The sequence below is a fragment of the Mycobacterium sp. E342 genome, assembly GCF_001667665.1.
Classification (GTDB): Bacteria; Actinomycetota; Actinomycetes; order Mycobacteriales; family Mycobacteriaceae; genus Mycobacterium.
Window position 1 is genome coordinate 1 of sequence record NZ_LZJM01000237.1, and the last position, 18,811, is coordinate 18,811.

The window sequence follows — 18,811 nt, forward strand, 5'->3', positions numbered from 1 at the left end:
CTGCTGGGCGACCTGGCGCTGGAGGATCAACTGCTCGACCGCGCCCGCTACCTCAAGGCGCTGGCCGTGGCCGCCGAACTGCCCGAGGTGGAGAGCTTGGCCACCCGGCTGATCACCGCTCACTCGGCGACCGTCGACTGGTTGACGACCGTCCTCGCCGAGGATGCGCTCGGCGGCCCGGCCGCGCTGCGTCGCACACCGTTGCAGGCGGCGGCCGGTACCGCGGTCAAACTGGTGAACCTGCCGGTGGAGTGGTCGGTCCGCGGGGTCGACAGGGCCGCGGACGCGCTGCGCTCGGCCCGCCCGACGTTCAACGAACTGGTCAGCAGGGGCGCGCACGCGGGTGACGTGGCGACCCGGGCGCTCGCCGCTTCCCGTAACGCCGCCCTCGAGGCGGCCGAGCGGGTGACCCGCAACGAGGGGGCCCGGCAGACCGCCGACGCCCTGCACGCCGCACGCGCCTCCGTGGGGGTCCTCGACGCCGACGAGCTGCCCATCGCCAACTACGACGAGCTCAACGTCAGCGAGGCCGTCGCCGAGGTGAAGGACCTCACCAATCCGAGCGACGTGCGGGCGATCATCGCCTACGAGGAGGCCAACAAGAACCGCCAGCGGGTCGTGTCGGCCGCCCAAACGCGCGTTGCCGCCATCGCGCAGGAGGTCGTCGGGATCAACTAGCCGAAATTTCCAAAGCCAGGCCGCCCGGGCGAGGGCTCTATCCGCCTCGGGCGGTCTGGCCGTTTCCGCGTCGAGGGGGCATGCCCAACCGTCCGTTTGGGGACATCGCTACGGTTAAGGCACCAATCCGATACCGATAACCACGAGAGACCGAATGTACGACCAGGTCAATACCAGCGCGACGGAGCCCGACGACACCATCGGCTACCGCATCGACCCCGTTTTGGCCCGGAGCTGGCTATTGGTCAACGGTGCGCACGCGGACCGGTTCCAGTCCGCGGTGCACTCGCGGGCCGACATCGTCGTACTCGACATCGAGGACGCCGTCGCACCAAAAGACAAGCACGCCGCGCGCGACAACGTGGTGAGCTGGCTGGGCGCCGGCAACACCGACTGGGTGCGCGTCAACGGCTTCGGCACCCCGTGGTGGGCGGACGACCTCGCGGCGCTGGCGGGAACGCCGGTCGGAGGGGTGATGCTGGCGATGGTCGAATCGGTCGACCACGTCACCGAGACCGCCCAACGGCTGCCCAACGTGCCGATCGTGGCGTTGGTGGAAACGGCACGCGGGCTCGAGCGCATCACCGAAATAGCCGCGGCGAAGGGCACCTTCCGGCTCGCCTTCGGCATCGGAGACTTCCGCCGCGACACCGGTTTCGGGGAGGACCCGAGCACGCTGGCCTACGCCCGCTCGCGGTTCACGATCGCCGCCAAGGCGGCCAGCCTGCCCAGCGCCATCGACGGGCCCACGATCGGCTCGAATGCGTTGAAGCTGATCGAGGCGACGGCGGTCTCCGTGGAGTTCGGGATGACGGGCAAGATCTGCCTGACGCCGGACCAATGCGGCGTGGTAAACGAGGGCCTCTCGCCATCGCAGGACGAAATATCTTGGGCGAAGGAGTTTTTCGCTGAGTTCGAGCGTGACGGGGGGGAGATTCGCAACGGCTCCGACCTGCCGCGCATCGCGAGGGCCACGAAGATCCTCGAGCTGGCTCGCGCCTACGACATCGAACCATCGGACTTCGACGACGAAGAACGGGATCATTCGCCCGCGCCGTCGGACACCTATCACTACTGAGCGGCGAAGCGGGTCCGAAGATGAGCGTTGCGGTGGAGTTCCATTTCGACCCGATGTGCCCGTTCGCCTATCAAACGTCGTTGTGGATTCGCGACGTGCGCGACCAACTCGACATCACCGTCGACTGGCGGTTCTTCAGTCTGGAAGAGATCAACCGGTCCGAGGGCCAGAAGCACCCGTGGGAGCGCGAGTGGTCCTATGGGTGGTCGTTGATGCGGATCGGGGCGCTGCTGCGCCGAACGGACATGGCGCTGCTGGATCGGTGGTACGGCGTCATCGGCCGCCAACTGCACACGCTGGGCGGGAAGCCGCACGACCCCGCGGTTGCTCGCCGCTTGCTGGACGACATCGGCGCCGACGCGTCGGTTTTCGACGCGGCGCTCGACGATCCGACCACCCACGACGAGGTACGCCACGACCATGAACGGGTCGTCGACGCCGGCGGCTACGGGGTGCCCACCCTGTTCGTGTTGGGGCAGTGCCTGTTCGGACCGGTCCTGGTGGACCCGCCCACCGGTCCCCAGGCGTTGACGCTGTGGAACGTCGTCACCGGCATGGCCGAGTTGCCCCACGTGTACGAGCTGCAGCGACCCAAATCGCCCGCCGATGTCGAGCTCATCGGCCGGAGCCTGCGTCCCTACCTGGCCGGACGCGACTGGGTGAGCATCAACCGCGGTGAAGTCATCGATGTCGAGCGCCTCACCGGCCAGGGGACCTAGGCCGCGTGTCGCGCGAGATAGACCCCGACGCGGATCTCCAGCTCGCTGACCGTGATCGTGGGGGCGCGCGGAGGTGCCATCGATCGGTAGGTCTTGCCGGTTGGTGTCCTGAACAGCGCTGTGTGCGTGTGGTTTTCGTCGACCGTGGTGCTCACCCGCCATCCCGCGTTCTCCTTGACGTGGTTGCAGTGCTCGCACAGCCCCAAACCGTTGTCCGCGGTGGTCGGGCCGCCTTCGGCCTACGCTCGCGCGTGGTCGCGGTGCCTGACCGGCGCATCGCAGTACGGCGTGCGGCAACGCTGATCGCGTAGGCCGATGAATGCGGCCAGCCCGCGGGGAAAGAGGCGTGCCCGTGACTCCATCGCCACCAGCGCCCCGGACCGCGGGTGGGCGTACAGCCGGCGCAGCGTCGCGCGCGAACGCCGGTCGGTGACAGCGCTACTGACCATTGCGCGTGCGACCGCCGCGGGGACGGGACCGTAGCCGCAGAGGTCGGCGGGCGCATCGTCGCCGCCGAGCAGCGTCTCGTCGGACAGCACCAGGTTGACCGCGATCGGGCCGGGGACCGTGGCGCTGCGGCCGGTGACCCGCTCGACCAGGGTGTCGGCCATCACCTGACCGCGTGACCGCCCGTCGCCGCGGCTGTCCGCTTCGCGGCGCAGCACCGCGTACACCGAAACACCCTGTGCCACTGGCAATAACGCGGTGAGGTACGTCATCGTGTCGGGTGCGGGCCGAATGGTGACGGTGCGTTCCTTCTCGGCTTTGGCCGCTCGCTCGACGACGGCATGCGGATCCAGCCGGTAGGCGATCGCCTTCGCTGCCGCGGTCACGTGTGCATCGCCCATGCCGTCCAGGGCCGCCGGGTCGGCGCACAGCTCCGCGTCCAACGCCCGACGATCCTCCACGTCGAGGCAGGCACTCTCGCGGACGATCAGCGTCGCCCTCCACTCCGACAACGCCCCGCATTCCAGGGCCGCCAGCGTGTGCGGCATCTCGTAGACCAGGGCCTTGGCGAAGCCGAGATGCCGGCCGCCCCGGGCGGGGGAGTCGCGGCGCGCCAGCGCGACCTCGCTGGCCACGCCGCGCCCGCGCCGCGCGGTGGGCACACCTGCGGCCGCTTCGGTGGCCCGCCGCGCGGCGTCCAGTGCGGCCGCGGCCCGGGCCTGGCCGGCGGCAGCGGCGCATTTGACCGTCTCCAGCTCGGCGATGCGCTCTATCAGCGCCGATTCGTCGGCGGGCAAGTCGACGTTCGCCAGTTCTTCGAACATAAGTTCGATAGTAACGAAGTGTACCGACAGCGTCTACCCTGGCGTTTATGAGCGCCAAGGACAGGATTCGAGTGGCGCGGGTCTACGACGACATCGCCGCCGACGAGGGCCGGCGCGTGCTGGTGGACCGCGTCTGGCCGCGGGGGATACGCAAGGACGACCCGAGGGTGGGCACCTGGTGCAAGGACGTCGCACCGTCGAAGGAACTCCGGGAGTGGTATCAGCACCGCTCCGAACGGTTCGACGAGTTCGCCAAGCGCTACCGGGCGGAGCTGCGCGACAGCCCCTCGCTGGACGAGCTCCGCGACCTGGCCAGGCACGGTGTCGTCACGCTGGTCACCGCGACTCGCGAGGTGGATATCAGCCAGGCGGCCGTCCTTGCGGAGATGCTGAAAAGCCGCTGAACGTCGTGAGACGATTCTGCGATGCGGCTGGGATTGCATGCCCTGGGGATCGGTACCGGCGCTGACCGCGCGGTGATCGATGCCGTCGCGTCGACCGCGGACGATTGCGGCTTCGCCACGCTGTGGGTGGGCGAACACGTCGTGATGGTCGACCGGCCCGCTTCGCGCTATCCCTACTCCGACGACGGCGTCATTGCCGTTCCGGCGCAGGCGGATTGGCTTGACCCGATGATCGCCCTGAGCTTCGCCGCAGCCGCCTCGTCCCGGATCGGCCTGGCTACGGGCGTGCTCCTGCTGCCCGAACACCACCCGGTGGTGGTGGCCAAGCAGGCCGCCAGCCTGGACCGACTCAGTGGTGGGCGGCTGACACTGGGCGTCGGCGTGGGGTGGTCCAGGGAGGAATTCGCCGCGCTCTCAGTGCCGTTCGCCCATCGCGGTGCGCGTACCGCCGAATATGCGGCCGCAATGCGCACGGTGTGGCGTGACGACGTCGCTTCGTTCGACGGTGACTTCGTGAGTTTCGACTCCATCCGGGTCAACCCCAAGCCGGTGCGGGACCGTCGTATCCCGATCGTGCTTGGGGGCAACAGCGATTCGGCGCTGCGCCGTGCGGCGAAGTGGGGCGACGGCTGGTACGGGTTCAACATCGACGGCCCAGCGGCAGCGCGCGATCGCGTCGGCGAGCTGGAGCGGCTATGCGCCGACTCGGGGCGGGATCCCGCCCGGCTGCGGCTGTCGGTCGCACTACGCGATCCGAAAGTCGTTGACATCGGCGCCCTCGCCGACTTGGGCATCGACGAACTGGTTCTCGTCGAGTCACCCCCCGACCGGCCCGAGGCGGCGGCCGAATGGGTTGTGGCGCTGGCCGAGCGGTGGATGAAGGCGGCACTCGCGTGAGCGAGGCCAACCCCATCCTGCCGCGCGAATTGACCGACATTTCCGCCGAAATCCGCGCAGTCCCACCACCGCCCATTCCCGCGTTGCCCGACCCGTACGGGCTGCGTCTGGCCGACCCCGACGTGGACGCGGAGATGATCGCCGAGTGGATGAGCCGGCCGCACTTGGTCGAAGCGTGGGAGTCCGCCTGGCCGGTGGCGCGCTGGCATCGGTATCTGCGCGCGCAGCTCGAAGGCGCCTTCTCGCGGCCCTTCATCGCCACGCTCTATGGAACCGACCGCGCGTACATCGAATTGTACAGGGCGGCAAAGGATTCTATCGCTACCCGATATGAGCATGATCCCCACGATCTGGGGTTGCACGTCGCGGTGGCCGATCTGGACTACATCCAACGGGGGCACGTGAGTTACCTCCTGCCCTATCTGGTGGGCAGCATCCTGGGCCTCGATCCGCAATGCCGGCGCATCATGTTCGATCCCGACCACCGCAACGTCCTGGCGCGCACGTTCTGCGAGCGGGGAGGCTGCGTCTTCCTCGGCGAGCACGACATGTCCAACCGGCGTATGGCGCTCTACGCGCTGCCCCGCACGCCCGACGACGTTCCCCGCGGTTGACTCAGATGTGTTCGGCAATCCGCTGCCCGAGCAGCGCCGCCGCTTCGCCGAGCACGACGCTGACAACGATGTTGGCGAACGCCGTGCGCAGCTGTCGTTCTTCGCCGAGACGCTGAGTTTCCAGCATCCAGGTGGAAAACGTGGTGTAGGCGCCGACGAACGCGGTGCCGGCGAGCAGCGCCGCGTACTTGCTCAGCGCCAGGCCGCCGAGAAAGCCGAGAAGGGCTGCGCCACTGATGTTTACGGTCAACGTGCCGAGCGGTAAAGATCGGGGCACCCGGCGGCCCACGGCACGGTCGACCATAAATCGCAGCACCGACCCGAGCCCGCCCAGGATTACGACGCCGGCCCAGATGAGGGCCATGGTGACCATGGAAGCTGTCATCCGCGCACCCTGGCCCGGCGCACCAACTTGGTGGACAGGTGCACCGCCAGCAGGCCGACCGCAATGCTGATGACGGTGTAGCTCGTGGCCATGACCCAATGACCATGCTCGATCATCTTCAGCGTCTCGACCTGCATCGTCGAGAACGTGGTCAATCCACCACACAATCCGGTGCCCAGCAGCGGGCGCCGATAACTCGACAGCGGCAGGCGCTCCAACAGCCGGGTGGTGAAATAGCCCACCAGAAAAGCGCCGACGACGTTGACGATGAACGTCGGCCAGGGCCAGTGATGCGGGTCGCGCACGATAGCGGTGTCCAGCGCCACTCGGCTCAGCGTTCCGAGCCCCCCGCCCACAAAGATCGCCACCAGCTCCCGATAGTCGTGTGCCACGCGTGATCCCTTCGGTGTGCGCCCAGTCGCTAGCAGCCTAGGGGGAGCCTGACCAGTGGATGAACCGGGGAAGTACCTGAGAAGTCGGGAACGTACCTGGGGAGTCGGAATAGTTGACTACGGGCAGAATTGACAACCATGGCCCACCCCCGCGCCGGCCAGCCGGCCCAGCCCGAAGACCTCGTCGACCTGCCTCACCTGGTGACGGCCTACTACTCCATTGAGCCCGATCCCGACGACGTCGCCCAGCAGGTGGTGTTCGGCACGTCGGGCCACCGCGGTTCCGCGCTGAACGGGGCCTTCAACGAGGCCCACATCCTGGCCATCACCCAGGCCATCGTCGAATACCGCGCCGCCCAGGGCACCACGGGCCCGCTGTTCATCGGCCGTGACACGCACGGCCTCTCCGAGCCGGCGTGGGTGTCGGCGCTGGAGGTTCTGGCGGCCAACGATGTCGTTACGATGATCGACTCCCGTGATCGCTACACCCCGACACCGGCGGTCAGCCACGCCATCCTGAGTTACAACCGGGGCCGCGCCGAAGCGCTGGCCGACGGCATCGTCGTCACGCCGTCGCACAACCCGCCGCAGGACGGCGGCTTCAAGTACAACCCGCCCAACGGCGGCCCGGCGGACACCGCGGCCACGAACGCAATCGCCAAGCGCGCCAACGAGATTCTGCGCGACGGCGCCGGCGTGAAGCGGGTGCCGCTGGCCCGGGCGCTGCAAACCGTCCAACGCCACGACTACCTGGGCAACTACGTCGACGACCTGCCGAACGTGGTCGACATCGACGCGATCCGCGCGGCCGGGGTCCGCATCGGCGCCGACCCGCTGGGCGGAGCGAGCGTCGACTACTGGGGCGAGATCGGCCAGCGCCACCGTCTGGACCTGACCGTGGTCAACCCACTGGTGGATGCGACCTGGCGGTTCATGACGCTCGACCACGACGGCAAGATCCGGATGGATTGCAGCTCGCCCGACGCGATGGCTGGGCTCATTAACGTGATCGCCACCTCGGACCGCTACCAGATCGCCACCGGCAACGACGCGGACTCCGACCGCCACGGCATCGTCACGCCCGATGGGGGGCTGCTCAACCCCAACCACTATCTCGCGGTGGCCATCGACTACCTCTACACGCACCGCCCGTCGTGGCCGGACGGCATTGCCGTGGGCAAGACCGCAGTGAGTTCGTCGATCATCGACCGGGTGGTCGCGGGCCTTGGCCGCAAACTCGTCGAGGTGCCGGTCGGGTTCAAGTGGTTTGTCGACGGCCTGATCGGCGGCACCATCGGCTTCGGCGGTGAGGAGTCCGCGGGGGCGTCGTTCCTGCGGCGCGAGGGTTCGGTGTGGACCACCGACAAGGACGGCATCATCCTTGCCCTGCTGGCCTCGGAAATCCTGGCCGTCACGGGCCTGAGCCCGTCCCAGCGCTACCAGGAGCTGACCGCCGCGTACGGCACGCCGTTCTACGCTCGCGTCGATGCGCCCGCCGACCGCGAGCAAAAAGCCCGCCTGGCCAAGCTGTCGGCCGAGCAGGTCACCGCCACGGAGCTGGCGGGCGAGCCGATCACCGCGAAACTCACCACCGCGCCTGGCAACGGCGCCGCGCTGGGCGGATTGAAGGTGACGACCGCGAACGCCTGGTTTGCCGCGCGGCCGTCGGGCACCGAGGACGTCTACAAGATCTACGCCGAGTCGTTCAACGGTCCCGACCATTTGGCGGAGGTGCAAGAAGCCGCGCGCGAGGTGGTGAATAAAGTCATTGGGTGACCATTTCCCTCCGCTTTACCCGCTCGGGGGAACGCGGGTCGCGATCTGAGCGGTTGCCACGCGAAGTTTGGATCCTCAGCTGGGCAAATGTCATGGTCGCGTTGGGCTACGGTGTCATTTCGCCGGCGATGCCCGCTTTTGCGCATACCTTCGGGGTCAGCATCAAGGCGGTGACTTTCTTGGTCACCGTCTTTTCGTTGAGCCGGCTGTGTTTCGCCCCGGTCAGCGGCGTGCTGGTGCAACGGCTGGGCGAGCGGAGGATTTACATCGGTGGTTTGCTGGTCGTGGCTTTGTCCACCATCGCGTGCGCGTATTCCCAGGCGTACTGGCAATTGCTGCTTTTCCGCGCGATCAGCGGCATCGGCTCGACGATGTTCTATGTCTCCGCGTTGGGGCTGATGATCCACATCAGCCCGCCCGACGCGCGGGGGCGGATTGCGGGATTGTTCACGACGTCGTTCATGGTGGGCGCGGTCGGCGGGCCGGCGATCGGCGGCCTGACGGCGGGGTGGGGGCTGACGGCTCCGTTCATCGTGTACGGCGTCGCCATGCTGGGCGTGGCGGTGGTGCTGTTCTACGGTTTGCGGCATTCGGAGCTGGCCGCGCCACCGCCGCCCACCCGGTCCACGGTGACGATGCGCCAGGCGCTGCGCGTCCGCGCCTACTGGGCGGCGCTGCTGTCGAATTTCGCGACCGGCTGGGCGGCGTTCGGTCTGCGCGTCGCGCTGGTTCCGTTGTTCCTCGCCGACGTCATGGGCGAAAGCGTCGGCGTCATCGGAGCGGCGCTGGCGGCGTTCGCGGCCGGTAACGCCGTGGCCGTCGTCCCCAGTGGTTACCTGTCCGACCGGATGGGACGACGCACGTTGTTGATCGTCGGCTTGGCGACGTCCGGCGTGGCCACCGCCGCGCTGGGAATCGTGTCGTCGCTGCCCGCGTTCATGATCGCCGCGGCCATATCCGGTGCGACGACCGGCATCTTCATGTCCCCGATGCAGGCCGCGGTGGCCGACATCCTCGGCAATGAGGCGCGCGCGGGCATCCCGGTGGCCGCGGTGCAGATGCTGTCCGACCTGGGTGCCATCATCGGCTCCTTGACGGTCGGGTGGGCCGCGGAGAAGCTCAGCTTCGGGTGGGGGTTCGGCATCAGCGGGATTGTCTTGCTGATCGCCGCGGTCGGCTGGGTGCCGGCGGCGGAAACGCGGACGCTGATCCATCCCGAGCACGGCTTGGCGGAGCCCCAAGCGGACGGTGAGGCGGCCTGAACAGCAACTTTGAACCAGGGTGGCGGTTGGTGTAGCTTCGATTGGCACGACTTGGGGCTATGGCGCAGCTGGTAGCGCACCACACTGGCAGTGTGGGGGTCAGGGGTTCGAGTCCCCTTAGCTCCACCGGATATTCGGCGGCCGGACGACACCCGGCTCACCGATGTAGGTTCCACTGGCCGCAATCGCCGGCAAGGACGTCGTTGACGTCGACTTCGAGTCCCCCGACTTTTGGGCCTGGATTCGACGCCGTGCTCACCACGCGTTGGTAGAGCACCGCGGCGGGATCGATCTGGCCGTGGGACCAGGCCTTGGTTTGCCAGGCCCACCGGTGGCCCGGGGTGCTCGAATTCCCGATAACTCCATCGGCGGCGGCCCACCGGCACACATCGATACCGCCGTAGACGCCGGTGCGCTGCACCCCCAGGACCGAATTGATTCCACGAAACCACTTGAGTGCCAGGTTGTTCCAGGTGTCGTGGTTGATGTCCTCGTCGATGCTGAAGAAGATCGGGGCACTTTGACCGCCCCCCGCCGCGGTATGCAGCTCCCAGGCGGTGCGAGCATCGGCAACGCCGCCCTCGAACCCGCGCCTGAAATCCGATGGTGCCGTCCCGCCCGGCTTGCCGTACTGGTAATTGCTGACGATCATCAGCCCAGCGGCGCTCAGCTGCTCGGCGTAAGGCCGCGTGATCGGCTTGGCGCCCATGGACGAGCCGGGACGCGACAACGAGACGTAGTTGATGACCCCGGAGTGGCCGGCGGCTCTAATCTGCTGCGCCGGGATTTGGCGCGCGGCGAAGTCGATCAATGTTGGGGTGGCGCCAACGGCGGCACGGGCCGTGGCGGTCGTCGATGCCGCATACAGCGCTGGTAGCGCGGACATGGCGATGGCGTAGCGCAATAAGTCACGCCGGGGAATGGGCCGCGACGGCCGCACATTCGCCGACGAATCCTGCATCGCGTGATGTTAAATTTGTGACTTTTGTCAACAGAAGTGGCGAGTAGTAGTCGATATCAAATCGGTTTCTGCGGTTGATCGTGTCGAGTCAATGGCTGGAGCGCTGACGACGTGTCTGCCGGTTCAGCGTTCTGAGCCGAATGGGATCGTGGATGTCGATGCAGGCGCTTGACGCCGTCAAGATCCCAGAAGGAAACCGCAGGTAACGGGCCGGACCCAACCGGAACAAGGCAGAGCGAAGGGCCGCGCCCAGCGCAATGGTGTACGAGTCGGCCATCGCATGACCTTCGGTGTGCAGTTTAGGTCCTGTGAGTTTGTCGCCGAAATAGTCGGATCGGAATCAGATGGTCAGCCGACGGGCCAGAGCTTGCGCATCCGTCGGAGATAGGCGAGGCGCCGGCGCTCTACGCTATGAGACGAGGGACAGGAGCTGCAGGGGAGGCGAAGTGACCGAGACTGATGGCGCCGTCACGAGCCTGATCGAGCGATACTTAGCAATTGTCGCTGACGACGACTACGAGCGGTTCGGCGAGCTCCTGACCGATGATTGCACTTTCACCCTTATGCCCGTCGGCCATACCTGGAGAGGCCGCGACAATGTCATGAACGCGGTCATGGCGGCAGGTAGCCGAAGGACGCACGATAGCCGGTCGAAGGTCAATATCACCAACTGGTTTACCAACAAAGAGTATCTCGTCGTCGAATATGAACACGGGGCACTCGTCGGCGGACTTCGTGTCAGGATCGACGGCTACTGCTGGGTTTTCCATATCCGCGACGGGCGTTTTGATTCGATGCGTGAATACATCAATCCCAGCAGAGCGGGCACGAGCATCCTGTTGAGCCTTGTTTTGAGGGCGTACCCCCTCCTCGCGCGATGGAGAGCCAGAAGCGCCGCGGCATCCTGACTGGCCATGGAAGTTCTCGTGGACTCGTTAGCTGTCCCAGGCAGGGTGGCCCCGATTGCGGCCACCAGGCCAGGATGGGCATCGCTGATGACCAGCGCGACCCCAGACAGGCCCTGGGCGACCAGATCGCGGAAGGAGGCCAACCAGCCCGCGCCGTCCTCGGTCGAGGAGATGCTCACGCCCAGGATCTCTCGGTAGCCCTCGACGTTTACCCAGGTGGCGATCAGCGTGTGCACGCCAACGACGCGGCCGTTCTCGCGGACCTTGAGCACCAGCGCGTCGTCGGCCACGAACGTGTACGGACCGGCGTCAAGGGGTCGTGTGCGGAATGCTTTGACTTGCTCGTCGAGGTCCTTGGCCATCTCCGATACCTGGGACTTAGACAGGCTTGCCACACCGAGGGATTCGACGAGGCGCTCGATGCGCCGTGTGGACACGCCCAGCAGACAGCAGGTTGCCACCACACTGGTCCGCGCCCGCTCAGCGCGCTTACGACGAGCCAAGCTCGCTGCGTTCGCCGTAACCGGCGCCGCACAGCGAGTCCGGCCTCCGCACTCATCAACGCCGCAATAAACATCGACAACAAGGCGCGCAGCAAGTCCGGGCTTGCGGCGGCGAGTCGATCGACTAACAGCTTCTCGACGTCGATAGGGTGGGGCGGTCCACGCGGGGGTTCGAGTCACCTCAGCTCCACTCCACGAGCGCAGATCAGACCAGCGTCTCTACCGGGTCTGGCGTCTGTGCCCGTCGTCCGGGTCTTAACGTAGGGCGCGCTCTACGAGGTCCAGGTAAGCGCATGGGTCGGTGAGCGCCGCGGCGTGCCCCAGCTGCCCGAGACCGATCACTTCGGGACCGCGTCCAAACAAGCGTTCATAGCGCTGAATGTCCTTGCTGCTCTGCGTCGGATCGTTCTCGGCGGCTAAGACGATGATGCGACCACTCCACCCCGCAAAGGCGGCTGGCGTGACGATCTGGTAGCGGATCAGGTCAGCGGCGACGGCGAAATGAGACACGACGTCCGCACGACTCAATCGCTCGCGCACGGTCGTGCGCAATAGGTCTGCCATTTGGCGCCGCTGAACAGCAGGCAGCTGACGGGTTAGGAGGACCAACCCGGACGCGACCACTTTCTTGAGCAGCTTCTCCGGCAGGACCTCGGCGAGGAATACAAGCAGGTCTTCGAGCGCGAGCCACCCTCGTGCGTAATCTGCGGGACCGGTGCTCGACAGGATGAGGCGATCGATCGCGCCCGGGCGATGCGCGAGGTACGCCTGCGCGAGCATCCCCCCGTATGACTGACCCACCAGCGCAACGGTATTGATCGATTCGGCCTCCAGGATCGCGTCGAAGGCCGCCATGAATTCCGCGACTGTACCGACCGGTACGTAATCGGGTGCGATAACGGCATGGTGCGCGGCAAGCCCTTCCAGGAACCTCGAGGCGAGCGCAGCCCGGCGAAGGCCACCCGTCAACCACAGCACCGCAGTGCCCGCGCCCAAGCGGTGGTAGGGCCACCAGACACCGTCCACCAGTAACCGCTTGCCATACCGATTGGCGAAGCGGTCGATGTCATCAAAGGCACTCGGTGTATTGGTCAAATTGATCGCTCATCAGAAACCGAGACCGTGCACATGACACCCTCCTACGGCAGATACATCACCGCATCATGATGCCGGGAAAGCTGCCCGATCAGAGCCGAAGGTCCCGACATCGGGTTACGACGGGTGCGGTCGGCCGATCAGCCGTTGCCGAACGGTGACGGCCCCGGCCCTCTCGGTTTCAGCCCACCTTGGTCCACGGTGTACAGCCGTGGGTGATGAATTTCGCCACCGAGGGCGCCGCGACCGTTGCGGTAACGGAATTCCCGCTCTCGGAAACGATCAATTTCCCGTCGCTCGTCCACGTCGTGAACGTGCACGCGGCCGAATAGTCGCCCGGTTCGGCGTGGGCGACGTAGGTGCCGTAGGGGAGCTGGGCGGGCACCTCGTACGAGCCAGGTCCGTAGCCCCTTTCGGCGTGCGCTGGCGGGCCGGCAAGACACCCGATGACGATCACACCCGCCGCCAGGGCAGGCCATGGGATCAGTCGCATAACGCAGACATTAAGCCGCGGCGACGACCTGGTGGAGAGTCCGCATCAAGTGCGAGCCGGCCTGGCTGCCGATTAGGTTTTCGCCGCGATGCGCATTAATCTTGCCCGCGGTTCGATTGCGACTCTTTTGAAAGCAGCCATGCCCACTCAGCCCAGCCTGCTGCGCCGACGATCGCCGCGCAGCGCCCGCGCGTCGCGGATGGTTCCCCGCGTGAAGTGCCCGATGGTCGGCCAGTGCTTTGACGTCGAAGTCAGTCATGACGCCGACGGGTGGATGATCCGGATTCCCGAGATCGGCAGGGTCACCCGCACCAGCCGCCGGGGCGCGGTGGAGCTGGCGGCACGCAAGTGCATCGCCACCTGGACCGGCATCCCGATCGGCTATGTCGCCGTCTATGTCGTGAGCGAGATCGGTTAGCGCCGCATTCGTCGGCCGCACGTAGTGGCCAAGGTGTGCCTTTCGCGTGACCCCGCCGCGACGATGACGCGAAACGCTCATCATCATGACGGTGCTCGCGGGAATCGCGGCTCTCGCGATGGCGACCTGCCTCGGCTACTACCTCGGCCGGCGCGCGGGTTCGGCGCCGCCGACCTGGAAGCGGCGAACCAGTCGGGTCGCCATCGGGAGGACGGCGATCAGCCTGTTGGTGTTGTTGACCGCGCGCCGTGCGATGACCCTGTGGGGGCCGAGACTCCTCGCGCGGATGCGCTCCTACTGACCACGAGGAGCGGAATGTCATTGCAGGGCAAGGTCGCATTGGTGACCGGGGCGTCGTCGGGCCTCGGCGCCGAGACGGCCCGGTTGTTCTCCCGCCAGGGCGCAACGGTTTTCGGCATCGGCCGGGACACGGCCCGCCTGGCCGAGGTGTTCGCCGACGTGGGCAACGGCTGCTACGCAGCGGTTGACGTGACCTCGGCGCAGGATTGCCGCGACGCGGTCGAGCGGTGCGTGCGCGAATTCGGCGGGCTGGACGTGCTGGTCAATGTCGCCGGACAACACCAGATGCGCCGGACGGAGTCGATGACCGACGACGACTGGGCGCACGACCTCGCGGTCAACCTGAACGGGCCGTTCTTCCTGTGCCGGGCGGCGCTGCCGCACCTGCTGGAGCGGGGCGGCAACATCGTCAACGTCGGGTCCATCGCCGGCGTCGAGGGCCAGGCGTACTCGGCGGGCTACTGCGCCGCCAAGCACGGGCTGGTCGGGCTGACCCGCGCTCTGGCGGTGGAGTACACCGCGGATCGCTTGCGCGTCAACGCGGTATGCCCCGGGGGCATGCTCACCCCGCAGCTCGAGCACTTCAGCGCTCCGGAGAACCCCAACTACGACCTGATCATGCGTACGGCCTCGCCGCGCGGCATGATGCAGCCCGCCGACGTCGCGAATGTGATCGCCTTCCTGGCCAGTGACGCCGCGGCCGCGGTGCACGGCGCCGTCTATCGTGTGGACAACGGCAAGGGCGCCGGCTAGCCCGGCGCGGCCGCCTGCCGCAGCGGACGGGCGCGCACCAGGGTCGGCCACCAGAACCACGGCCCCAGAATCCGCAGGATGCACGGCACCACGAACGAACGCACGATCAGCGTGTCGAGCAGCAGGCCGATGCACACGGTCGAACCCACCTGCCCGATCGTGCGCAGATCGCTGGTGAGCATGGCCAGCATGGTGAAGGCGAAGACCAAACCGGCGGACGTCACCACGCCGCCCGTGCTCCCGAGCGCCCGGATGAGGCCGGTGTGAATCCCGCCGTGCAACTCCTCTTTCACCCTGTTGATCAGCAACAGGTTGTAGTCCGAACCCACCGCCACCAGGATGATGAACGTCAACGGCAGGACCAGCCAGTGCAGGTGCAGGCCGACCAGGTGCTGCCAAACGAGGATGGACAGCCCGAACGCGCCGGCGTAGGAGAACGCCACGGTGCCGGGAATCACCAAGGCGGCCACCAGGCTTCGCGTGATGAACATCATGATCAAGAAGATCAGCACGAAGGCGGCGATCGCCGCGATCATGAGGTCGGACATCGCGTATTCCTTGATGTCCTTGTCGTTGGATCCCGAACCGCCGATATAGATTCTCGCCCCGGCCAACGAGGTCTCTTTCAGGATCGTCTTGATCGCGTCGGGGAACTGTTGGACGTGCTCCACGCCTTCGGGGCCCATCGCGTCGCCCTCGTGGGTGACGATGAACCTGGCCGCCTTGCCGTCCGGCGACATCATCAGCTTCATCCCGGTCTTGACGTCGTCGTTGTCGAAGCCCTCGTGCGGGATGTAGAAGAAGTCGTCGCTGCGTGACTTGTCGAAGTCGTTGCCCACGTTGATCAGATCATCGAACGTCTGCTCGGTCTGGGTGGTCTGCAGATCCGCGGATCCGTAACTGTTGACCAACTTCGACTGCAGTGCCTCGGTGTCGTCGGCGGTGGCTTTGAGTTGGGCGATGATCTGCGGGAAAGCCTTGTCCACCTCCTCGAGGGACACTTTCGCGTCCGCGATGTCGTCGGCCAACTTGTCGATCTGATCGATCGTCTCGAACAGCGAACGGAACGTCCAGCAGATGGGGATGTCGAAACAGTGCCTCTCCCAATAGAAGTAGCTCTTGATCGGCCGGAAGAAATCGTCGACGTTCGAGACCTCGTCCCTGATGTCGTCGGCGACCCGCTGCAGATCTTCGACGGTGAGCACGGTCTGGTGCAGCTCGTCGGACACCTTTTGGAAGAAGCCGATCTCCTTGCGCAGGACCTCGACCGAGTGCGCCTGAATGTCGGCCTGCGCATCGGTGTTGGAGTTCTGCTCCTTACTGAACGGGAGTTGTTGCCCGTTGCCGCTGCCCTGTGTGGTGAACAAGTAGGGGATGCTGGCGTGCTCGAGCGCGCGACCCAAGGGCCTGGTCATGCCCTGCACCATCGCCACGCCGTGCAGGCGAATCAGGGCCTTGGCGACGCGGTCCAGGGAGATGAAGTCGGCGGAGTTACGCATGTCGTGATCGGTTTCGACCATCAGCATCTCGGAGAAGAGCTTGCTCTTGGGGAAGTGCCGATCCGCCGCTTGGAAACCAAGGTTGGCGGGCGCACTGGCCGGCTGATATTGCCTGTCGTCGTAGTTCTGCCGGTAGGTGGGAACGAAGATCGCCCCGAGCATGACGATGGCGGAACTGGCCACCAGGATGGGCACCGGCCACCGCACGACGCTCGCCCCGATACGCCGATACAGGTATCCCTTGGCGCTGGTCCTCGGGTCGAACATCCCGAACAGGCTGCCGACGGTCAACGCCGCCGGGCCCAGCGTCATCGCGGCGGCGATGGTGAACAGCATGGTGATCGCCACGGCCGGGCCCATGGTGTGGAAATAGTTGAGGCGCGCGAACGTCAAGCAGTAACACGCGCCGGCGATCGTCAGCCCGGAGCCGATGATGATCGGCGCGACACCCTTGTACGCGATGTAGAAACTGTCCTCCCGGCTTTCGCCGGCCTGCCGGGCCTCGTGATAGCGGCCCATCAGGAAGATGCCGTAATCCGTTCCCGCGCCCAGAGTTAACGCGATCACGATGTTCACCGCGAACGACGAGAGCTCGATGTACCCGAGGTGCCCCAGCGTCGAGACGATCCCCTTTGCGACGAGCATCTCGATGAGCACGCCAAGCAAGGGCACCAGCAGGGTGGACGGGGTGCGGTAGACCAGCAACAACATCACGACGATGAGGATGATGGTGACGATCGTGACGTTGTTCAGGCTCGCGTTGGCGATTGCCAGCGTGTCCGAGGCCAGCGGAGCGGCACCGCTGACGTAGACCTTGAGCCCGGGTGGTGGCGGGTCTTTCTTGATGATGTCGCGGACCGCGTCCACGGACTGGTTGGCCTGAATCTGGCCGATGTCGCCGGCGAGACGCAGGAGCACATAGGTGCACTTGCCATCCACGCTCTGCGCTCCGGCCGCGGTGAACGGCTTGCCCCACAGGTCCATCACGTACTGCACGTGCTGGGTGTCGCGCTGAAGGCGGCGCATCAGGTCGTCGTAGTACCTGTGGTCGGCGTCCCCGAGGGGCCGGTTCGCCTCGAACACCACCATGGTCAAGTTGGTCGAATTCGATTCGTGGAACTTCTCGCCGATGTGCAGCAGCGCCCGCTGTGAGGGGGCGTAGTGCGGCACCATCGGTCCGGCGAGTTCCTCCGCGACCCGTTCCACCTGCGGCATGAAGGTGTTCGTGGCGACCGCGAGGAGGCCCCAGAAGAAGATGATCGGGATCGCGAAAGCCCGGACCATCCTGGGGATGAACGGGCGTTTGGCCCGTGGCTCGTCGAGACGATGCTCGGTCATGCCGATTTCACCCGGCACTCGACATCGGCGTCCGGATGGTCGTCCGACTGCTCGTCACGGACCACGCCGTCCACCAGCATCCGGCAACCCACCTGACCGCTACGAACGTGAACCGAGATGCTTCCGGATGCCACCGAGAGCGTCGTGGTCTCCGTGTGGGACCAGGGCAGGGCCGTGATATCAACTTGGTGCGGGTGGCCGTCGATGTCGATGTAGACGAGCTTCCCTCCCTTGCCGGCGTTGCCGAACACCTCGTAGGTGATCCGCTTGAGATTGAACTGCTCGGGCGCCTGCGGACCATTGACGGTGATGACCGGCTCCGGTTCGGAGAACTGGTGCACCTTGTACATGCACAGCAGGCCCACACCGACCGCAACGACGGTGACCAACGGCATCCAGCCCCGCTCCAAGGCAGTCCTGGCGACTGAACGACGGCTCACTCCATCACCCCTCGCGACCCAGTCCTAAGAACGTTCCCGACTCTTCGCCGCCCCTCTCCGGACAGCCAGGAACCCGTCGTATATCAATAAGGTTGACATACGACGGTAAAGAGATTACTGCAGCCGGGCCGCCGGCGCGATCTGGGTGTGTCGAAGCGAGGTTGGTGTCCCGTCATGACGCGGCGGGCGCATCGGGTAGGCGCCTCTTCAGCCGCGCACTACTCCGAAGCCCTCGGGCCAGATTGGTCGATGTCAACATGGGAATCACCCCGAGGAACGTGCGCTCCGAGGGGGTCGCTCCGTGCAAGTGATAGAGGCTGCCGAACACATAGAAGCAGCCCAGCATGAACAAGGCGCCCGGGATACACAGCGCCATGAGGGACCCGCGATCGGCGACGATTTGCCGCGCATAATCCAGCTCCTCGGCCGACATCGGTTCGCGTTTGCGCAGTTTGCGCACGACGCTTCTGGCGCTGCCGATTTCCTCGCTGATCTGGCTGGTTGTTCGCCGCTCCAGCCGCCTGACGTACACGCCGGCAATGGCGGCGAGTGTCAACGCCAGCCCCAGGGCGACAATCGTCAGCAGACCGAACAATCCCTCAGTCACCATCCCACTCCTCCTGGGTC

The 18,811-nt window shown here is 66.1% G+C and carries 20 protein-coding genes, 1 tRNA gene and 2 pseudogenes; 13 read left to right on the forward strand and 10 right to left on the reverse strand.

Features of this window, described 5'->3' with window-relative positions:
- The 3 genes from A5692_RS29535 to A5692_RS18340 all read left to right on the forward strand — a co-directional run.
- The coding region (locus A5692_RS29535) for a hypothetical protein (protein WP_068058401.1) at window positions 1-678 on the forward strand (678 nt) is incomplete at its 5' end.
- Window positions 679-832: 154 nt separating this feature from the next.
- Window positions 833-1,756, forward strand: coding sequence for a CoA ester lyase (locus tag A5692_RS18335; protein ID WP_068058405.1), 924 nt, complete (start codon window positions 833-835; stop codon window positions 1,754-1,756).
- A 20-nt stretch (window positions 1,757-1,776) separates the two neighbouring features.
- A complete protein-coding gene (locus A5692_RS18340) occupies window positions 1,777-2,475 on the forward strand; it encodes a DsbA family protein (protein WP_068058407.1) in 699 nt (232 codons plus the stop codon).
- Here A5692_RS18340 and A5692_RS18345 read toward each other — a convergent pair.
- Window positions 2,472-3,746: pseudogene (locus tag A5692_RS18345) on the reverse strand (DUF222 domain-containing protein). The gene A5692_RS18340 and the pseudogene A5692_RS18345 sit on opposite strands and share 4 nt — an antisense overlap.
- 47 nt (window positions 3,747-3,793) lie before the next feature.
- On the opposite strand from A5692_RS18345, the gene A5692_RS18350 reads away from it, so the two are divergent.
- Genes A5692_RS18350 through A5692_RS18360 form a run of 3 tightly spaced genes read left to right on the forward strand, consistent with a single transcriptional unit; the run spans window position 3,794 to window position 5,661 of the window.
- Window positions 3,794-4,150 carry a DUF488 domain-containing protein gene (locus A5692_RS18350; protein ID WP_068058409.1) on the forward strand — a complete coding sequence of 119 codons (357 nt, stop codon included), beginning with the start codon at window positions 3,794-3,796 and terminating at the stop codon, window positions 4,148-4,150.
- 21 nt (window positions 4,151-4,171) lie between these two features.
- Window positions 4,172-5,047 (forward strand): LLM class F420-dependent oxidoreductase, encoded by an 876-nt coding sequence (locus tag A5692_RS18355; RefSeq protein WP_068058414.1) that lies wholly within the window; start codon window positions 4,172-4,174, stop codon window positions 5,045-5,047.
- Entirely contained in the window at window positions 5,044-5,661 is a 618-nt protein-coding gene (locus tag A5692_RS18360; RefSeq protein ID WP_082962846.1) for a GNAT family N-acetyltransferase, read from the forward strand. The genes A5692_RS18355 and A5692_RS18360 overlap by 4 nt, the downstream gene beginning before the upstream one ends.
- A gap of 1 nt (window position 5,662) precedes the next feature.
- On the opposite strand, the gene crcB (A5692_RS18365) is transcribed toward A5692_RS18360, so the two are convergent.
- Together crcB (A5692_RS18365) and crcB (A5692_RS18370) are read right to left on the reverse strand one after the other, a co-directional pair.
- Complete coding sequence (crcB, locus tag A5692_RS18365; protein WP_068058416.1) at window positions 5,663-6,046, reverse strand: fluoride efflux transporter CrcB; 384 nt, start codon at window positions 6,044-6,046, stop codon at window positions 5,663-5,665.
- On the reverse strand, window positions 6,043-6,438 hold the full coding sequence (gene crcB / locus A5692_RS18370) for a fluoride efflux transporter CrcB (RefSeq protein ID WP_068058417.1): 396 nt from the start codon (window positions 6,436-6,438) through the stop codon (window positions 6,043-6,045). The genes crcB (A5692_RS18365) and crcB (A5692_RS18370) overlap by 4 nt, the downstream gene beginning before the upstream one ends.
- 138 nt (window positions 6,439-6,576) lie before the next feature.
- Between crcB (A5692_RS18370) and pgm the strand changes: the two genes are divergently transcribed.
- The 3 genes from pgm to A5692_RS18385 all read left to right on the forward strand — a co-directional run bounded on the left by pgm (window position 6,577) and on the right by A5692_RS18385 (window position 9,602).
- The gene (pgm, locus tag A5692_RS18375) at window positions 6,577-8,214 is read left to right on the forward strand and encodes a phosphoglucomutase (alpha-D-glucose-1,6-bisphosphate-dependent) (RefSeq protein ID WP_068058419.1); all 1,638 of its coding nucleotides are present in this window, start codon (window positions 6,577-6,579) and stop codon (window positions 8,212-8,214) included.
- A 92-nt stretch (window positions 8,215-8,306) separates the two neighbouring features.
- The gene (locus A5692_RS18380; RefSeq protein WP_068058421.1) at window positions 8,307-9,476 is read left to right on the forward strand and encodes an MFS transporter; all 1,170 of its coding nucleotides are present in this window, start codon (window positions 8,307-8,309) and stop codon (window positions 9,474-9,476) included.
- Window positions 9,477-9,529: 53 nt separating this feature from the next.
- A tRNA-Ala gene (locus A5692_RS18385) sits at window positions 9,530-9,602 on the forward strand.
- A 31-nt stretch (window positions 9,603-9,633) separates the two neighbouring features.
- On the opposite strand, the gene A5692_RS18390 is transcribed toward A5692_RS18385, so the two are convergent.
- Complete coding sequence (locus tag A5692_RS18390) at window positions 9,634-10,437, reverse strand: DUF1906 domain-containing protein (RefSeq protein WP_068058423.1); 804 nt, start codon at window positions 10,435-10,437, stop codon at window positions 9,634-9,636.
- A 344-nt stretch (window positions 10,438-10,781) separates the two neighbouring features.
- Between A5692_RS18390 and A5692_RS30440 the strand changes: the two genes are divergently transcribed.
- The gene (locus A5692_RS30440; RefSeq protein WP_082962848.1) at window positions 10,782-11,345 is read left to right on the forward strand and encodes a nuclear transport factor 2 family protein; all 564 of its coding nucleotides are present in this window, start codon (window positions 10,782-10,784) and stop codon (window positions 11,343-11,345) included.
- On the opposite strand, the pseudogene A5692_RS18395 reads toward A5692_RS30440, so the two are convergent.
- The 3 genes and pseudogenes from A5692_RS18395 to A5692_RS29180 all read right to left on the reverse strand — a co-directional run.
- Window positions 11,330-11,994: pseudogene (locus tag A5692_RS18395) on the reverse strand (transposase); the annotation flags it as partial. The gene A5692_RS30440 and the pseudogene A5692_RS18395 overlap by 16 nt on opposite strands.
- A gap of 109 nt (window positions 11,995-12,103) precedes the next feature.
- Entirely contained in the window at window positions 12,104-12,943 is an 840-nt protein-coding gene (locus tag A5692_RS18400; RefSeq protein WP_197514502.1) for an alpha/beta fold hydrolase, read from the reverse strand.
- A gap of 181 nt (window positions 12,944-13,124) precedes the next feature.
- Window positions 13,125-13,436: a hypothetical protein gene (locus tag A5692_RS29180; RefSeq protein WP_156766153.1), complete on the reverse strand. Its 312-nt coding sequence runs from the start codon at window positions 13,434-13,436 to the stop codon at window positions 13,125-13,127.
- A 223-nt stretch (window positions 13,437-13,659) separates the two neighbouring features.
- On the opposite strand from A5692_RS29180, the gene A5692_RS18405 reads away from it, so the two are divergent.
- From A5692_RS18405 to A5692_RS18415, 3 genes are all read left to right on the forward strand, one after another.
- Window positions 13,660-13,854, forward strand: a complete 195-nt coding sequence (locus A5692_RS18405) for a long chain fatty acid-CoA synthetase Faa4p (protein ID WP_068058466.1) — start codon at window positions 13,660-13,662, stop codon at window positions 13,852-13,854.
- 85 nt (window positions 13,855-13,939) lie between these two features.
- Window positions 13,940-14,155, forward strand: a complete 216-nt coding sequence (locus A5692_RS18410) for a hypothetical protein (protein ID WP_068058426.1) — start codon at window positions 13,940-13,942, stop codon at window positions 14,153-14,155.
- A gap of 14 nt (window positions 14,156-14,169) precedes the next feature.
- Window positions 14,170-14,907: an SDR family NAD(P)-dependent oxidoreductase gene (locus A5692_RS18415; protein WP_068058428.1), complete on the forward strand. Its 738-nt coding sequence runs from the start codon at window positions 14,170-14,172 to the stop codon at window positions 14,905-14,907.
- On the opposite strand, the gene A5692_RS18420 is transcribed toward A5692_RS18415, so the two are convergent.
- The 3 genes from A5692_RS18420 to A5692_RS18430 all read right to left on the reverse strand — a co-directional run bounded on the left by A5692_RS18420 (window position 14,904) and on the right by A5692_RS18430 (window position 18,794).
- Window positions 14,904-17,744 (reverse strand): RND family transporter, encoded by a 2,841-nt coding sequence (locus A5692_RS18420; protein WP_068058430.1) that lies wholly within the window; start codon window positions 17,742-17,744, stop codon window positions 14,904-14,906. The genes A5692_RS18415 and A5692_RS18420 overlap by 4 nt on opposite strands.
- On the reverse strand, window positions 17,741-18,139 hold the full coding sequence (locus A5692_RS18425; protein WP_068058432.1) for an MmpS family transport accessory protein: 399 nt from the start codon (window positions 18,137-18,139) through the stop codon (window positions 17,741-17,743). Before A5692_RS18425 ends, A5692_RS18420 begins: the two co-directional genes overlap by 4 nt.
- Before the next feature lie 217 nt (window positions 18,140-18,356).
- Window positions 18,357-18,794: a hypothetical protein gene (locus A5692_RS18430; protein ID WP_369830301.1), complete on the reverse strand. Its 438-nt coding sequence runs from the start codon at window positions 18,792-18,794 to the stop codon at window positions 18,357-18,359.
- Window positions 18,795-18,811 lie beyond the last annotated feature (17 nt).

What these genes read in the sequence shown, in the direction of transcription:
- A5692_RS18335 (WP_068058405.1), top strand. Translation starts at nt 833, where the DNA reads ATGTACGACCAGGTCAATACCAGCGCGACGGAGCCCGACGACACCATC.
- A5692_RS18340 (WP_068058407.1), top strand. Translation starts at nt 1,777, where the DNA reads ATGAGCGTTGCGGTGGAGTTCCATTTCGACCCGATGTGCCCGTTCGCC.
- A5692_RS18350 (WP_068058409.1), top strand. Translation starts at nt 3,794, where the DNA reads ATGAGCGCCAAGGACAGGATTCGAGTGGCGCGGGTCTACGACGACATC.
- A5692_RS18355 (WP_068058414.1), top strand. Translation starts at nt 4,172, where the DNA reads ATGCGGCTGGGATTGCATGCCCTGGGGATCGGTACCGGCGCTGACCGC.
- crcB (WP_068058416.1), bottom strand. Translation starts at nt 6,046, where the DNA reads ATGACAGCTTCCATGGTCACCATGGCCCTCATCTGGGCCGGCGTCGTA.
- pgm (WP_068058419.1), top strand. Translation starts at nt 6,577, where the DNA reads ATGGCCCACCCCCGCGCCGGCCAGCCGGCCCAGCCCGAAGACCTCGTC.
- A5692_RS18380 (WP_068058421.1), top strand. Translation starts at nt 8,307, where the DNA reads ATGGTCGCGTTGGGCTACGGTGTCATTTCGCCGGCGATGCCCGCTTTT.
- A5692_RS18390 (WP_068058423.1), bottom strand. Translation starts at nt 10,437, where the DNA reads ATGCAGGATTCGTCGGCGAATGTGCGGCCGTCGCGGCCCATTCCCCGG.
- A5692_RS30440 (WP_082962848.1), top strand. Translation starts at nt 10,782, where the DNA reads ATGGTCAGCCGACGGGCCAGAGCTTGCGCATCCGTCGGAGATAGGCGA.
- A5692_RS29180 (WP_156766153.1), bottom strand. Translation starts at nt 13,436, where the DNA reads ATGCGACTGATCCCATGGCCTGCCCTGGCGGCGGGTGTGATCGTCATC.
- A5692_RS18405 (WP_068058466.1), top strand. Translation starts at nt 13,660, where the DNA reads ATGGTCGGCCAGTGCTTTGACGTCGAAGTCAGTCATGACGCCGACGGG.
- A5692_RS18410 (WP_068058426.1), top strand. Translation starts at nt 13,940, where the DNA reads ATGACGGTGCTCGCGGGAATCGCGGCTCTCGCGATGGCGACCTGCCTC.
- A5692_RS18415 (WP_068058428.1), top strand. Translation starts at nt 14,170, where the DNA reads ATGTCATTGCAGGGCAAGGTCGCATTGGTGACCGGGGCGTCGTCGGGC.
- A5692_RS18420 (WP_068058430.1), bottom strand. Translation starts at nt 17,744, where the DNA reads ATGACCGAGCATCGTCTCGACGAGCCACGGGCCAAACGCCCGTTCATC.
- A5692_RS18425 (WP_068058432.1), bottom strand. Translation starts at nt 18,139, where the DNA reads ATGCCGTTGGTCACCGTCGTTGCGGTCGGTGTGGGCCTGCTGTGCATG.
- A5692_RS18430 (WP_369830301.1), bottom strand. Translation starts at nt 18,794, where the DNA reads ATGGTGACTGAGGGATTGTTCGGTCTGCTGACGATTGTCGCCCTGGGG.